Raw genomic sequence first — 13,313 nt, forward strand, 5'->3', positions numbered from 1 at the left:
ACCGCCGACCGGCGCACATGCATGGAGGACGTGACGTGGCGAACGACGCCAGCACCGTTTTCGACCTAGTGATCCTCGGCGGCGGTAGCGGCGGTTACGCCGCGGCGCTGCGCGCTTCGCAGCTGGGTCTGGACGTCGCCCTGATCGAAAAGGGCAAGATGGGCGGCACCTGCCTGCACAACGGCTGCATCCCCACGAAGGCGCTGCTGCACGCGGGTGAGGTCGCCGACCAGGCCCGCGAGAGCGAGCAGTTCGGCGTCAAGGCCAGCTTCGACGGCATCGACATGGCGGCCGTCCACAAGTACAAGGACGACGTGGTCACCGGCCTGTTCAAGGGCCTGACGGGGCTGCTCGCCTCGCGCAAGGTGACCATCATCGAGGGTGAGGGCCGACTGTCCTCGCCCACCTCCGTCGATGTGAACGGCCAGCGTGTCCAGGGCCGTCACATCCTCCTCGCCACCGGCTCCGTGCCGCGCTCGCTGCCCGGCCTGGAGATCGACGGAAACCGCATCATCTCCTCGGACCACGCGCTGGTCCTGGACCGCGTCCCGCAGTCCGCGATCGTGCTGGGCGGCGGCGTCATCGGCGTCGAGTTCGCCTCCGCGTGGAAGTCCTTCGGCTCCGAGGTCACGGTGATCGAGGGCCTCAAGCACCTGGTGCCGGCCGAGGACGAGAACTCCTCCAAGCTCCTGGAGCGCGCGTTCCGCAAGCGCGGGATCAAGTTCAACCTGGGCACCTTCTTCGAGAAGGCGGAGTACACCGAGAACGGTGTGCGCGTCACCCTCGCCGACGGCAAGACCTTCGAGGCCGAGGTGCTGCTGGTCGCGATCGGCCGTGGCCCGGTCTCGGCCGGTCTCGGCTACGAGGAGCAGGGCGTCGCGATGGACCGCGGGTTCGTCCTGGTCGACGAGTACATGCAGACCAACGTGCCGACCATCTCGGCCGTCGGCGACCTCGTCCCGACCCTCCAGCTCGCGCACGTCGGCTTCGCCGAGGGCATCCTGGTAGCGGAGCGGCTGGCCGGTCTCAAGACCGTGCCGATCGACTACGACGGTGTGCCGAAGGTGACGTACTGCCACCCGGAGGTCGCCTCGGTCGGCCTCAGCGAGGCCAAGGCCAAGGAGGTCTACGGTGCGGACAAGGTCGTCGCGCTGAAGTTCAACCTCGGTGGCAACGGCAAGAGCAGGATCCTGAAGACCCAGGGCGAGATCAAGCTCGTCCAGGTCAAGGACGGCGCTGTGGTCGGTGTCCACATGGTCGGCGACCGCATGGGTGAGCAGATCGGCGAGGCGCAGCTCATTTACAACTGGGAGGCGCTGCCCGCCGAGGTCGCACAGCTCATCCACGCGCACCCGACGCAGAACGAGGCGCTCGGCGAGGCGCACCTGGCGCTGGCCGGGAAGCCGCTGCACGCGCACGACTAGTCCGTGTTCTCGCAAGAGCGCACCCCCTGCCACATAAGTTCGTAAGGAGCAACCGAAACCATGGCGGTTTCCGTAACCCTGCCGGCGCTCGGCGAGAGCGTGACCGAAGGCACCGTCACCCGTTGGCTGAAGGCCGAGGGTGAGCGTGTGGAGGCCGACGAGCCGCTGCTCGAGGTGTCCACGGACAAGGTCGACACCGAGATCCCGGCCCCCGCGGCCGGTGTCCTCGCGTCCATCAAGGTCGCCGAGGACGAGACGGTCGAGGTCGGCGCCGAGCTGGCCATCATCGACGACGGCAGTGGCGCCCCCGCCGCTGCCGAGGCCGCCGAGGCCCCCGCGGCTCAGGCCGCACCCGCCGAGGCCCCTGCGGCCGAGGCTCCCGCCGCTGAGGCGCCCGCCGCCGAAGCCCCCGCGGCTCCGGCTCAGGACAGCGCCGCCCAGGCCGCTCCGGCCGGTGGTGCCAGCGGTACCGACGTCACGCTGCCCGCGCTGGGCGAGTCGGTCACCGAGGGCACCGTGACCCGTTGGCTCAAGGAGGTCGGTGAGTCGGTCGAGGCCGACGAGCCGCTGCTTGAGGTCTCCACCGACAAGGTCGACACCGAGATCCCGGCGCCCGCCTCTGGCGTGCTCCTGGAGATCGTGGTCGGCGAGGACGAGACGGCTGAGGTCGGCGCCAAGCTGGCCGTCATCGGTGCCGAGGGTGCCGCTCCGGCCGCTGCTCCGGCTCCGGCCGCCCCGGCCCCCGCCGCCGCTGAGGCCCCGGCCGCTGCCGCTGCCGCTCCGGCTCCGGCTCCGGCTGCCGCTGAGGCTCCCGCCCCGGCTGCCCCTGCGGCTCCCGCTGCCCCGGCCGCTCCGGCTCCGGCCGCGCCTGCTGCTCCGGCTCCGGCTCCGGCCGCGCCTGCCGCTCAGGCTCCGGCTGCTCCGGCTCCGGCCGCCGCTGACGCCGAAGGCGCGTACGTCACCCCGCTGGTCCGTAAGCTGGCCGCCGAGCACGGCGTCGCGCTCTCGGCCGTCAAGGGCACCGGCGTCGGCGGGCGTATCCGCAAGCAGGACGTCATCGCCGCCGCCGAGGCCGCGAAGGCCGCGGCTCCGGCCCCGGCCGCCGCTGCCGCCCCGGCCGCCGCGTCGAAGGCCCCGGCGCTCGAGGTCTCCCCGCTGCGCGGTCAGACCGTCAAGATGACCCGGATGCGCAAGGTCATCGGCGACAACATGATGAAGGCCCTGCACGGCCAGGCCCAGCTGACCTCGGTCGTCGAGGTCGACATCACCAAGCTGATGAAGCTGCGCGCCCAGGCCAAGGACGCCTTCGCCGCCCGTGAGGGCGTCAAGCTGTCCCCGATGCCGTTCTTCGTCAAGGCCGCGGCCCAGGCGCTGAAGGCCCACCCGGTCGTCAACGCCCGGATCAACGAGGACGAGGGCACGATCACCTACTTCGACACCGAGAACATCGGTATCGCGGTGGACTCCGAGAAGGGCCTGATGACCCCGGTCATCAAGGGTGCGGGCGACCTCAACCTGGCCGGTATCTCCAAGAAGACCGCGGAGCTCGCGGGCGCTGTGCGCGCCAGCAAGATCACCCCGGACGACCTGGCCGGTGCCACCTTCACGATCAGCAACACCGGCTCGCGCGGTGCGCTGTTCGACACCATCATCGTGCCGCCGAACCAGGTCGCCATCCTGGGTATCGGTGCCACCGTGAAGCGCCCCATGGTCATCAACCACCCGGACCTGGGTGAGACCATCGCGATCCGCGACATGACGTACGTCGCGCTCTCCTACGACCACCGTCTGGTGGACGGCGCCGACGCCGCCCGCTACCTGACGACGGTCAAGGCGATCCTGGAGGCGGGCGAGTTCGAGGTCGAGCTCGGCCTGTAACGCTCGTCTCATCAGCACGAATGCCCCCGTCCGGACCTGTCCGGGCGGGGGCGTCGCCGTATTGTCTAGGGCGTCACCCGCCCCGGTGTCCTTGCCGAAGGAGCACGCATGACCACGCCGCCCGTCGCCCACTCGCTGCGCGAGCACATCCGCGAGCACATCGTGGAGGGCATCGTGAGCGGCCGTTGGCAGCCGGGTGAGCGGATCGTGGAGCGCCGGATCGCGGTCGAGCTGGAGGTCAGCCAGACGCCCGTACGGGAGGCCCTGCGCGAGCTGGAGGCGCTGCGCCTGATCGAGTCGGCGCCCAACAAGGGCGTACGGGTACGGAATCTGACCGCGGCCGACCTGGAGGAGATCTACCCGGTACGGGCGGGCCTGGAGCAGATCGCCGCCGAGCTGGCGGCCGAGCGGCTCGCCGACGACGTCTCGGTGCTGGAGCCGTCGGTCGCGGCGCTCTACGAGGCGGACCGCGCGGCGGACGGCGAGGCGCAGGTGCGCCATACGGTGGCCTTCCACCGGGAGATGGTGCGGGCGGCGGGGAACTCGGTGCTGCTGCACACGTGGGAGGGCCTGGGCATCGAGGTGTTCACGGCGCTGTCGATCCGCTGGCTGGGGACGCGTCAGCAGTCGTACGCGGAGGAGCACGAGGCGCTGGTGGAAGCGTTCCGGAATCGTGATCCGCGCATCGGCGAGCTGGTCAAGTCCCACGTACTGGGCTGCGCCCCGCGCGCGTAGTGGGCGGCGGGGGGTTCTTTTCCCCACCCCGCCCCTTCCCGTAACTGGGGCTCCGCCCCAGACCCCGTTGGCCTCAATCGCCGGCCGGGCTCCATGTGAGCCCGGTCGGCGAGGCCTTTCGGGACGGGGCGGGGTGGGGACGAGCAGCACCCGATACGCCCGAAATATCCGGCACCCGGTGCCCAAATCCAAGGCACCGCGTGCCGACTTCCGTCGATGCGTTAAATTAGCCTGTCGATTCCTTTGATCGATCATCGATCAATTGCTTACAGTCGACGACGGGCTGCACCCAGCCCACCGCCCTGTCCTGCCAGCCAGGGCCATCTCCACCCCCTCCTCCCGTCTCACGGCGCGAGGGAATCCTGTCCGGAAGGCGGCGATCATGACCGACCCCGTAGGCAAGCGACTTCCGAGCCAGCTCGACCAGCTGCCGGACCGCGACCCCGAAGAGACCGCCGAGTGGGCGGCCTCGCTGGACGCCGTGAGCGAGCACGCCGGCGCGCACCGCGCCGAGTACCTGATGCGCCGCACGCTGCAGCACGCCGAGCAGGCGGGCCTCGCCCTGCCCCGGCTCCTTGAGACGGACTACGTCAACACCATCCCGACCGCCGCCGAGCCCGCCGCCGACGGCGACCCGGACATGGAGCGGAAGATCACCGCGTGGAACCGCTGGAACGCGGCCGCGATGGTCACCCGTGGCTCCAAGCACGGCGTCGGCGGTCACATAGCCACCTTCGCCTCGGCCGCCTGGCTGTACGAGACCGGCTTCAACCACTTCTTCCGCGGCAAGGAGCAGGACGGCTCCGGCGACCAGCTCTACATCCAGGGCCACGCCTCGCCCGGCATCTACGCCCGTGCCTTCCTGGACGGCCGCCTCACCGAGGAGCACCTCGACCACTTCCGCCAGGAGGCTGGCGGCAAGGGCATCCCGTCCTACCCGCACCCCCGGCGGCTGCCCTGGCTGTGGGAGTTCCCCACGGTCTCCATGGGCCTGGGCCCGCTCTCGGCGATCTACCAGGCGCGGTTCAACCGCTACCTGACGAACCGCAACATCAAGGACGTGTCGAACTCGCACGTCTGGGCGTTCCTCGGTGACGGCGAGATGGACGAGCCCGAGTCGACCGCGGCACTGGCGCTCGCCTCCCGCGAAGGCCTGGACAACCTGACCTTCGTCATCAACTGCAACCTGCAGCGCCTGGACGGCCCGGTCCGCGCCAACTTCAAGATCGTGCAGGAGCTGGAGGCCCAGTTCCGCGGCGCGGGCTGGAACGTCGTGAAGTCCCTGTGGGGCAACGCCTGGGACGAGCTGTTCCAGCTCGACACCACCGGCGCCCTGGTCCGCCGCCTCCGCGAGGTCCCGGACGCGCAGATCCAGACGTACCAGACCCGCGACGCGGCCTATATCCGCGAGCACTTCTTCGGCTCCGAGCCCGCGCTCGTCGAGCTGGCCAAGCTGCTCAGCGACGACAAGATCATCGAGTGCTTCCACGCCTCACGCGGCGGCCATGAGCCGTCCAAGGTGTACGCGGCGTACAAGGCGGCCCTGTCCCACCAGGGCGCCCCGACCGTGATCCTCGCGCAGACCGTGAAGGGCTTCACGCTCGGCGAGGGCTTCGAGTCCAAGAACGCCAACCACCAGATGAAGAAGCTGACCACGGACGAGTTCCAGGGCATGCGTGACCTGCTCGACCTGCCGATCTCGGACGCGCAGTTCGTGGACGGCGTGGTGCCGTACGGCCACCCGGGCGAGAACTCGCCCGAGGTCCGCTACCTCCAGGAGCGTCGCGCCGCTCTCGGCGGCCCCGCCCCGGCCCGCCGGGTGCACGCCGTCGAGCCGCTGCCCGCCGCCGCCGACAAGTCCTTCGCCGCGTTCGACAAGGGCTCCGGCTCCCAGTCGATGGCGACGACGATGGCGTTCGTCCGGCTCGCCAAGGACCTGATGCGGGACAAGACCTCCGGCAAGCGCTGGGTGCCGATCGTCCCGGACGAGGCCCGCACCTTCGGCATGGAGTCGCTGTTCCCCTCGCTCGGCATCTACTCGCCCAAGGGCCAGACGTACGAGCCGGTCGACCGCGACCAGCTGATGTACTACCGCGAGGCCAAGGACGGCCAGATCCTCAACGAGGGGATCACCGAGGCCGGTTCGATGGCCGACTTCATCGCCGCCGCCAGCGCGTACTCCACGCACGGCGAGACGATGATCCCGTTCTACATCTTCTACTCGATGTTCGGCTGGCAGCGCACCGCCGACCAGATGTGGCAGCTCGCCGACCAGCTCGGCAAGGGCTTCCTGATCGGCGCCACGGCCGGTCGTACGACGCTGACGGGCGAGGGCCTGCAGCACGCCGACGGCCACTCGCCGGTGATCGCCGCGACCAACCCGGCCGCGCTGACGTACGACCCGGCGTTCGCCTACGAGGTCGCGGCCATCGTCAAGGAGGGGCTGCGCCGGATGTACGGCGAGACGGCGCCCGGCGAGGACTCGGACGTCTTCTACTACCTGACCGTCTACAACGAGCCGATGCCGCAGCCCGCCAAGCCCGCGGGCGTGGACGAGGGCATCGTGCGCGGCCTGTACCGCTTCAACACCGCCGAGTCCGCCGGGGTCACCGTCCCGGCCGACGCCCCGCGGACGCAGCTGCTGGCCTCCGGTACGGCGATCCACTGGGCGCTCAAGGCCCAGCGGCTGCTGGCCGATGAGTGGAGCGTGGCCGCCGACGTGTGGTCCGCGACCTCCTGGACCGAGCTGCGGCGGGACGCCCTGGAGTGCGACGAGGCGCTGCTGTGCGGCGAGGAGCGCACCCCGTACGTACGGCAGGCCCTGGCGGGCGCCGAAGGCCCGGTGCTCGCGGTGAGCGACTACATGCGCCAGGTGCCGGACCAGATCGCGCAGTGGGTCGAGCAGGACTACACCTCGCTCGGCGCGGACGGCTTCGGCCTCTCCGACACCCGGGACGCGGCGCGCCGCCACTTCGGCATCGACGCCGAGTCGATCGTGGTCGCCTCGCTGGCGCAGCTGGCCCGCCGTGGTGACGTCGCGGCCTCGGCCGTCAAGGAGGCCCGCGAGAAGTACGGGCTGTAAGCGAGCCCGACCGTACGCCCGTGGGGCCCAGCCAACAGGCTGGGCCCCACGGGCGTTTGGGTCTCAGAGCGTTTGGGTCTCTGCGCGTTTGGGTCTCTCTCCGGTCAGCCGCCGTTGGGCGCGTCGCGCACGACCGGCGGCTCTTCCGGCTCGTCCGGGTGGGCGCGGAGCTTGAGGATCGCGGCGATCAGGCCGCCCCACACGATGACCAAGGAGACGACCATCATCACGATGGCACTGGTCGACATCAGCTCTTCCCTTCGTCCAGGATGTCCTCGTCAAGCCCGGCATCCCTGTCGGCCTGCTTCCAGGGAATCAGCGAGAGCAGGACGCCGATGAGCAGCGCGCCGATGGCGACGCTCCAGCCCGTCGCGAGCAGGAAGCCGGTCGAGTAGCCCTCGTAGTTCTCGTCGAGCTCCTGGCGCAGCGCGTCCACCAGCATCCAGCCCAGACCCAGCGGGGTGATGATGCCGAGGCAGATCTGCCACCAGTGGCCGAGCCGGACCGCCGATGTCGCGTCCGCGTTCTGCTGCAACGTCGCGAGGTTGTTCCGCCTGTCCATGAACCAGGGCACCCAGATCAGCACGACCACACTGGCCAGTGCGGCGAGCGCGATGCCGTACTGGTTGATGAAGTGGTCCGAGGAGTCCAGGAGGTACAGCCCGCCGTCCGTCGGGAACAGCACGATCGACACCAGCGCGACCGCACCGCCGACGCCGAACACGGCGGCCTGCCGGTTCATCCCGGTGCGGTCCTGCACCGCGGAGACGATGACCTGCACGATGCTGATCAGCGACGACAGACCAGCGATCACCAAAGACCCGAAGAACAGCACGCCGAAGAACGCTCCGGCGGGCATCTCGGAGATGATCGTCGGGAAGGCGACGAAGGCCAGGCCCAGGCCGCCCTGGACGTCGCCGATCTGGCCACCGGTGGAGGCGGCCAGGAAGCCCAGCGTGGCGAAGACGCCGATACCGGCCAGCAGCTCGAACGAGCTGTTGGCGAGACCGGCCACCAGGGCGGACCCGGTGAGGTCGGCGCGCCGCCGCAGATACGAGGCGTACGTGACCATGATGCCGAAGCCGATGGACAGCGAGAAGAAGATCTGACCGTAGGCCGCGACCCAGACCGTGCCGTCCGTCAGGGCGTCCCAGTCGGGCGTGAAGAAGGCGTCCAGACCGATCTCGGCGCCGTCCAGCGTGAGCGCCCTGACGACGAGGACCAGGAAGAAGACGACCAGCAGCGGGATGAAGATCTTGTTGGCCGCCTCGATACCGCGCCGGATACCGAACGCCAGGATCACGAGCACGACGACCCAGACGGCGATCAGCGGCCAGAGCACCCCGGGCACGTACTCCGAGACGCTGCCCGGCTCCTCGGCGACCCTCAGGAAGTCGCCGAACAGGAAGGCCCCCGGGTCGTCTCCCCACTGTTGGCCGACCGAGAAGCCGACGTAGCGCACGGCCCAGGACAGGATGACGGCGTAGTAGGTGGCGATGACGAAGCAGATCGCGACCTGCCACCAGCCGACCGCCTCACCTGGCCGGATCAGTCGTCGGAACGCGGCCGGAGGGGATTTCCGGTACTTGCGTCCGATCGTGTATTCCATGATGAGCAGCGGCAGACCAGCAGTGAGCAGCGCGATCAGGTACGGCAGCAGGAATGCTCCGCCGCCGCCGTCGTACGCGACGGCGGGGAACCGCCAGATGTTGCCGAGCCCGATGGCCGAGCCGATCGCGGCCAGCAGGAATCCTGCGCGCGTGCCCCACTGTTCGCGGGGTTGGTTGGGCATTGCTTGGTGTCCCTTGTGTGCCGTGGGTGCCTTGGGCAAACCGTGACGTGAGATGACGTGAGTTGATGTGGGATGGCATGTCAGATTTTGACAGCACGTTAGCAGCGGGGACCGCATCCGGCCGTTCGAGCGAGCACACGGCACAATGCGGCCATGCGCGCTGCCCGTCTCATCAGGATGATCCTGCTGCTGCAGGCCCGGCCCATGATGACCGCCGCTGAGCTCGCCCGGGAACTGGAGGTGTCCGAACGGACCATCACCCGGGACGCCCAGGCGCTCTCCGAGGCCGGTGTCCCGGTCTACGCCGACCGGGGGCCGCTGGGCGGCTACCGGCTGATCGGCGGCTACCGTACGCGCCTGACCGGGCTCGGCCGTGACGAGGCGGAGGCGCTGTTCCTGTCCGGGCTGCCCGGCGCGCTACGGGAGATGGGGCTCGCGGACGCGGCGTCCGCGGCCCGCCTCAAGGTCTCGGCCGCGCTGCTTCCGGCGTTGCGGGACGCCTCGCGGACCGCGGCTCAGCGCTTTCATCTGGACGCCCCCGCCTGGTATCAGGACCCGGAGACTCCCGAGTTGCTGCCGACGGTCGCGGACGCGGTGTGGGACGACCGTCGGGTCACCGCCGTGTATCGCCGTCAGGACCGGGTGGTGGAGCGGGAGTTGGAGCCGTACGGGCTGGTCCTCAAGGCGGGTGTGTGGTACTTGTGCGCCCGCGCGGCGGACACCCCGGAGGCCGTGGACGGTGACAGCTCCGGTGGCTTTCGCGTGTACCGCGTCGACCGCTTCACCGCCGTCTCCGTCGCGTCGGAACGCTTCACGCGCCGGGAGGACTTCCACCTGCCGGACTTCTGGCACGAGCGCGCGGCACAGTTCGCCCGCTCCATCCTGCGCGCCCAGGTCGTCCTCCGCCTCTCCCCCATGGGTGCCAGACAGCTGCCGTACGTCACCGACGGCGCCGCCGCCCGCGAGGCCCTGGCGGCCGCCGAACCACCCGATGAGCAGGGCTGGGTGACGCTCACGCTGCCGGTGGAGTCCCCGGATGTGGCGTACTCCCAGCTGCTGGGGCTGGGCCCTGAGGCGGAGGTACGCGAGCCCCTTGAGCTACGGAAACGACTCGCCGACGCCGCCACCCGGATGGCCGAGCTGTATGGGCTCGACGGGTGACGGGCGTTCCGGCGTTCCGACGTTCCGGCGTTCCTTACCGGTACCCCGTCACATCCGCTTCCTTGGCCGTCTGGTCGACCTCCGTGATGTAGCGCCAGGCGTCCGGCGCCGAGCCGTCGACGTCCGTGAAGCCGTACTCCTTGGCCAGTCCCCCGCTGGACAACGACTGCCCGTTGAAGCGTGCGACCCGCGGATCGGCGGCGAGTGCGGCCAGCGCGCGGCCCACGAAGGTCGGGGTCTCCGAGATCGCGAAGTGCGGGTTCTGTTCACAGCCCGCCTGCCAGTTCTCCTCGGTCACCTTGAAGTACGTGTCGAGCATGGCCTCCGAGCGCAGCCAGCCCGGGGTCAGGCACAGCGCCGTACAGCCGTACTCCCCAAGTTCCTCAGCCAGGCCGCGGGCCATCCGCAGCGGCGCGGCCTTGGCCAGGTCGTAGTAGAAGGGCTCGCGGTAGCGGCGGTTGTACTCCTCGGTGCCGTCGGTGACCTCCACGGCCAGGCCGCCGCGGTTCCGGATCAGCAGCGGCAGCGCGTACCGGCTGGTGACGATGTGGGTCTCCACGCCGAGGCGCAGAAGGCGCAGCCCCTTGTCGAGGTCGTGCTCCCACATCTTCTTGCCCCACTGGACGTGTACGTCGCCGCCCCAGATGTCGTTGACCAAGATGTCGAGGCGGCCCTGCTCGCGGTCGATCCGGTCGACCAGTCGCCGTACCTGGTCCGGTTCGAGGTGGTCGACCGCGACGCCGATGCCCGTGCCTCCCGCCGCGGTGACCAGCTCGGCCGTCTCCTCGATGGTCTCGCTGGCCCGTCCGACCTCGCTGATCTGGTCCCGGGTGGTGCGGCCGGTGGCGTAGACCGTGGCTCCGGCCCGGCCTAGCTCCACGGCCATGGCCCGGCCCGCGCCGCGGGTCGCGCCCGCGACCAGGGCGATCTTTCCGTCGAGCGGTCTGTTCCGGTGAGTGTTCTGATCGGTGGTCCGGTCGGTGGTCTGGTCGGTGGTCCAGTCGGTGTGCTGCTCTGTCGAGTGACCCATATTCCGAGCCTGGCACCCATACCCGACATCTTCTGTCGCCATCGCCGCCAGCGGGTCGCCCGACAGGCCGATAACAAGAGCCGCACTCCGGGTGCGTTGGCACCCCCGAGGGACGATGCTGGAGCGGTGATGGACGAGACGGAGTTCTGGGAGATCGTCGACGACACCCGCGAGGCCGCCCAGGGCGACCCCGAGGAGCAGGCTGACCTGCTCCTCGAACGGCTGCTGCGGCTCGACCCGGACGCCGTCCTGGACTTCGCCCGCCACTTCGAGGCCCGCTACAACCGTGCCTACCGCTGGGACCTGTGGGGCGCGGCCTGTGTGCTGCTCGACGGGGCCAGCGACGACGCCTTCGACTACTTCCGGTGCTGGCTGATCGGGCAGGGCCGGGAGGTCTTCGAGGGCGCGCTGCACGACCCGGACGCGCTGGCCGAGCTCCTGGGCGAGTTCGACGAGGAGATCGACGGGGACGGTGAGGAGCTCGGCTACGCGGCGGACGAGGCCTACGAGCAGCTCACCGGGGTCGTCGCACCCGACCTGGGGATTCCGTCCGCGCCCCCGGAGCCGGAGGGCACGCCGATCGACTTCGAGGACGACTCGGCGCTGGCGCGCTACTACCCGAAGCTGTGGGACCGCTTCGCGCCGGACTGAAGACTGGCGTACTGGCGGACTGACGGACGGGCGGACGGGCGGACCAGCGGACCCGGCGGACTGCCAGGCCGTTCAGCTGAGCGCGCGGCCCATCAGTACGTCGTCCACGTACGCCCCCTCGATCAGGAACTCCCCCGGCAGCACGCCCTCGACCTCGAAGCCCTCCGCCTCGTACAGCTTCCTCGCCGGAGTGTTGTGCGCGAGCACCCGCAGCGTGAGCCGTGAGGCGCCCTGCCTGCGGGCCTCTTCGCAAGCCGCCCTGATCAGCGCGCGGGCGACGCCCTGTCCACGCGCCCAGTCGGCTACGGCGAGGCCCTGGATCTGCCGCACATGGGCGTTGCAGGGGAGCGGGGTGGGCGGGACCAGCCGGATGTACCCCGCGATCCGGCCATCCGCGGTCGCGGCGACCAGGTGTTGCTCCGGCGGGTGCCCTTCCGAGAAGAACGGCTGGGAGTCGGACGGCTTCGGCTGTACGGCGTGCAACAAGGACCAGGTGTCGCGGTCCAGTCGGCTGAGCGCCGCCTCGTCAGTGAGTCGGGCGGGACGTATGAGCGCGTCGGACATGCGGGCCACTGTACGGGCGAACGGGCGGAGAAGTCCTGCTGTCGGGCGGTGTTCGAGGCAGGATGGGACCATGCAGGCATCGCGAATCGCCATCGCTGGCGCGTCCGGACTCATCGGTACGGCGCTGACGCGCTCGCTGGAGGCGGACGGGCACGAGGTGCTGCGGCTGGTCCGCAGAGCGGCCCGCGCCGAGCGAGAGGTCGAGTGGCAGCCCAAGCGGGGTGAGGTGGACACCGCGAAGCTGGTCGGGTGTACGGCCGTGGTCAACCTCGCCGGGGCGGGCATCGGCGACCACCGCTGGACCGACGCGTACAAGCGGGAGCTGCGGGACAGCCGGGTGCTCGGGACCGCCACGCTGGCTGAGGCGATCGCCTCGCTGGACCAGCCGCCTGAGGTGTTTCTGTGCGGCAGCGCGGTCGGGTACTACGGCGACACCGGGGAGCGCGCCGTGGACGAGGACGCGCCCGCCGGGGACGGGTTCCTGCCGTCCCTGTGTGTGGAGTGGGAGGAGGCCGCGGGCGCGGCAGCGGAGGCCGGGGTGCGGACCGTGTTCGCGCGCTCCGGCATGGTGGTGGCGCGCGAGGGCGGCGCCTGGGGGCGGATGTTTCCGCTGTTCAAGGCGGGTCTTGGCGGGCGTCTGGGCAACGGTCGCCAGTACTGGAGCTTTGTCGCGCTGCACGACGAGGTGGCCGCGCTGCGCCATCTCCTCGCGTCCGAGACCCTGGCGGGTCCGTTCAATGTGACGGTCCCGAACCCGGTCACCAACCGCGAGGTGACGGCCGCGATGGGGCGGGCCCTGCACCGGCCGACGCTGCTGCCCGCACCGGCTCCGGCGCTGCGTGTGGTGCTCGGCGAGATGGCGTCGGAGACGCTGCGCAGCACGCGGGTGCTGCCGACCCGGCTGCTGGACTCCGGCTTCCGGTTCGCCTTCCCGACGATCGATGACGCGATCGGCGCGGCGTTGAACTGAGGTTCCGCCTGAACCTGCCTGACTGC

The 13,313-nt window shown here is 70.3% G+C and carries 11 protein-coding genes; 7 read left to right on the forward strand and 4 right to left on the reverse strand.

Going from position 1 to position 13,313, the window contains the following annotated elements:
- The first annotated feature begins 35 nt into the window (after positions 1 to 35).
- The 4 genes from lpdA to aceE all read left to right on the forward strand — a co-directional run bounded on the left by lpdA (position 36) and on the right by aceE (position 7,119).
- Positions 36 to 1,424: a dihydrolipoyl dehydrogenase gene (gene lpdA / locus GCN81_RS03420; protein ID WP_156721929.1), complete on the forward strand. Its 1,389-nt coding sequence runs from the start codon at positions 36 to 38 to the stop codon at positions 1,422 to 1,424.
- A 60-nt stretch (positions 1,425 to 1,484) separates the two neighbouring features.
- A complete protein-coding gene (gene sucB, locus GCN81_RS03425; RefSeq protein WP_156721930.1) occupies positions 1,485 to 3,302 on the forward strand; it encodes a 2-oxoglutarate dehydrogenase, E2 component, dihydrolipoamide succinyltransferase in 1,818 nt (605 codons plus the stop codon).
- Positions 3,303 to 3,410: 108 nt separating this feature from the next.
- The gene (locus GCN81_RS03430; RefSeq protein WP_156721931.1) at positions 3,411 to 4,037 is read left to right on the forward strand and encodes a GntR family transcriptional regulator; all 627 of its coding nucleotides are present in this window, start codon (positions 3,411 to 3,413) and stop codon (positions 4,035 to 4,037) included.
- A 382-nt stretch (positions 4,038 to 4,419) separates the two neighbouring features.
- The gene (gene aceE, locus GCN81_RS03435; RefSeq protein WP_156721932.1) at positions 4,420 to 7,119 is read left to right on the forward strand and encodes a pyruvate dehydrogenase (acetyl-transferring), homodimeric type; all 2,700 of its coding nucleotides are present in this window, start codon (positions 4,420 to 4,422) and stop codon (positions 7,117 to 7,119) included.
- 104 nt (positions 7,120 to 7,223) lie between these two features.
- Here aceE and GCN81_RS03440 read toward each other — a convergent pair whose 3' ends face one another.
- On the reverse strand, positions 7,224 to 7,367 hold the full coding sequence (locus GCN81_RS03440; protein ID WP_156721933.1) for a methionine/alanine import family NSS transporter small subunit: 144 nt from the start codon (positions 7,365 to 7,367) through the stop codon (positions 7,224 to 7,226).
- A complete protein-coding gene (locus GCN81_RS03445) occupies positions 7,367 to 8,911 on the reverse strand; it encodes a sodium-dependent transporter (RefSeq protein WP_156721934.1) in 1,545 nt (514 codons plus the stop codon). Before GCN81_RS03445 ends, GCN81_RS03440 begins: the two co-directional genes overlap by 1 nt.
- Positions 8,912 to 9,064: 153 nt before the next feature.
- Here GCN81_RS03445 and GCN81_RS03450 point away from each other — a divergent pair, with 153 nt between their 5' ends.
- The gene (locus GCN81_RS03450) at positions 9,065 to 10,072 is read left to right on the forward strand and encodes a helix-turn-helix transcriptional regulator (protein ID WP_156721935.1); all 1,008 of its coding nucleotides are present in this window, start codon (positions 9,065 to 9,067) and stop codon (positions 10,070 to 10,072) included.
- A gap of 34 nt (positions 10,073 to 10,106) precedes the next feature.
- On the opposite strand, the gene GCN81_RS03455 is transcribed toward GCN81_RS03450, so the two are convergent.
- Positions 10,107 to 11,102, reverse strand: coding sequence for an SDR family oxidoreductase (locus GCN81_RS03455; protein WP_156721936.1), 996 nt, complete (start codon positions 11,100 to 11,102; stop codon positions 10,107 to 10,109).
- A 129-nt stretch (positions 11,103 to 11,231) separates the two neighbouring features.
- Between GCN81_RS03455 and GCN81_RS03460 the strand changes: the two genes are divergently transcribed.
- Positions 11,232 to 11,753 carry a DUF4240 domain-containing protein gene (locus tag GCN81_RS03460; RefSeq protein ID WP_156721937.1) on the forward strand — a complete coding sequence of 174 codons (522 nt, stop codon included), beginning with the start codon at positions 11,232 to 11,234 and terminating at the stop codon, positions 11,751 to 11,753.
- 72 nt (positions 11,754 to 11,825) lie between these two features.
- Here GCN81_RS03460 and GCN81_RS03465 read toward each other — a convergent pair whose 3' ends face one another.
- A complete protein-coding gene (locus tag GCN81_RS03465; protein ID WP_156721938.1) occupies positions 11,826 to 12,317 on the reverse strand; it encodes a GNAT family N-acetyltransferase in 492 nt (163 codons plus the stop codon).
- Positions 12,318 to 12,387: 70 nt separating this feature from the next.
- Here GCN81_RS03465 and GCN81_RS03470 point away from each other — a divergent pair, with 70 nt between their 5' ends.
- Positions 12,388 to 13,287 (forward strand): TIGR01777 family oxidoreductase, encoded by a 900-nt coding sequence (locus GCN81_RS03470; protein WP_156721939.1) that lies wholly within the window; start codon positions 12,388 to 12,390, stop codon positions 13,285 to 13,287.
- Positions 13,288 to 13,313: the final 26 nt, after the last annotated feature.

It is taken from the genome of Streptomyces apocyni (assembly GCF_009739465.1).
Taxonomy (GTDB): domain Bacteria; phylum Actinomycetota; class Actinomycetes; order Streptomycetales; family Streptomycetaceae; genus Streptomyces; species Streptomyces apocyni.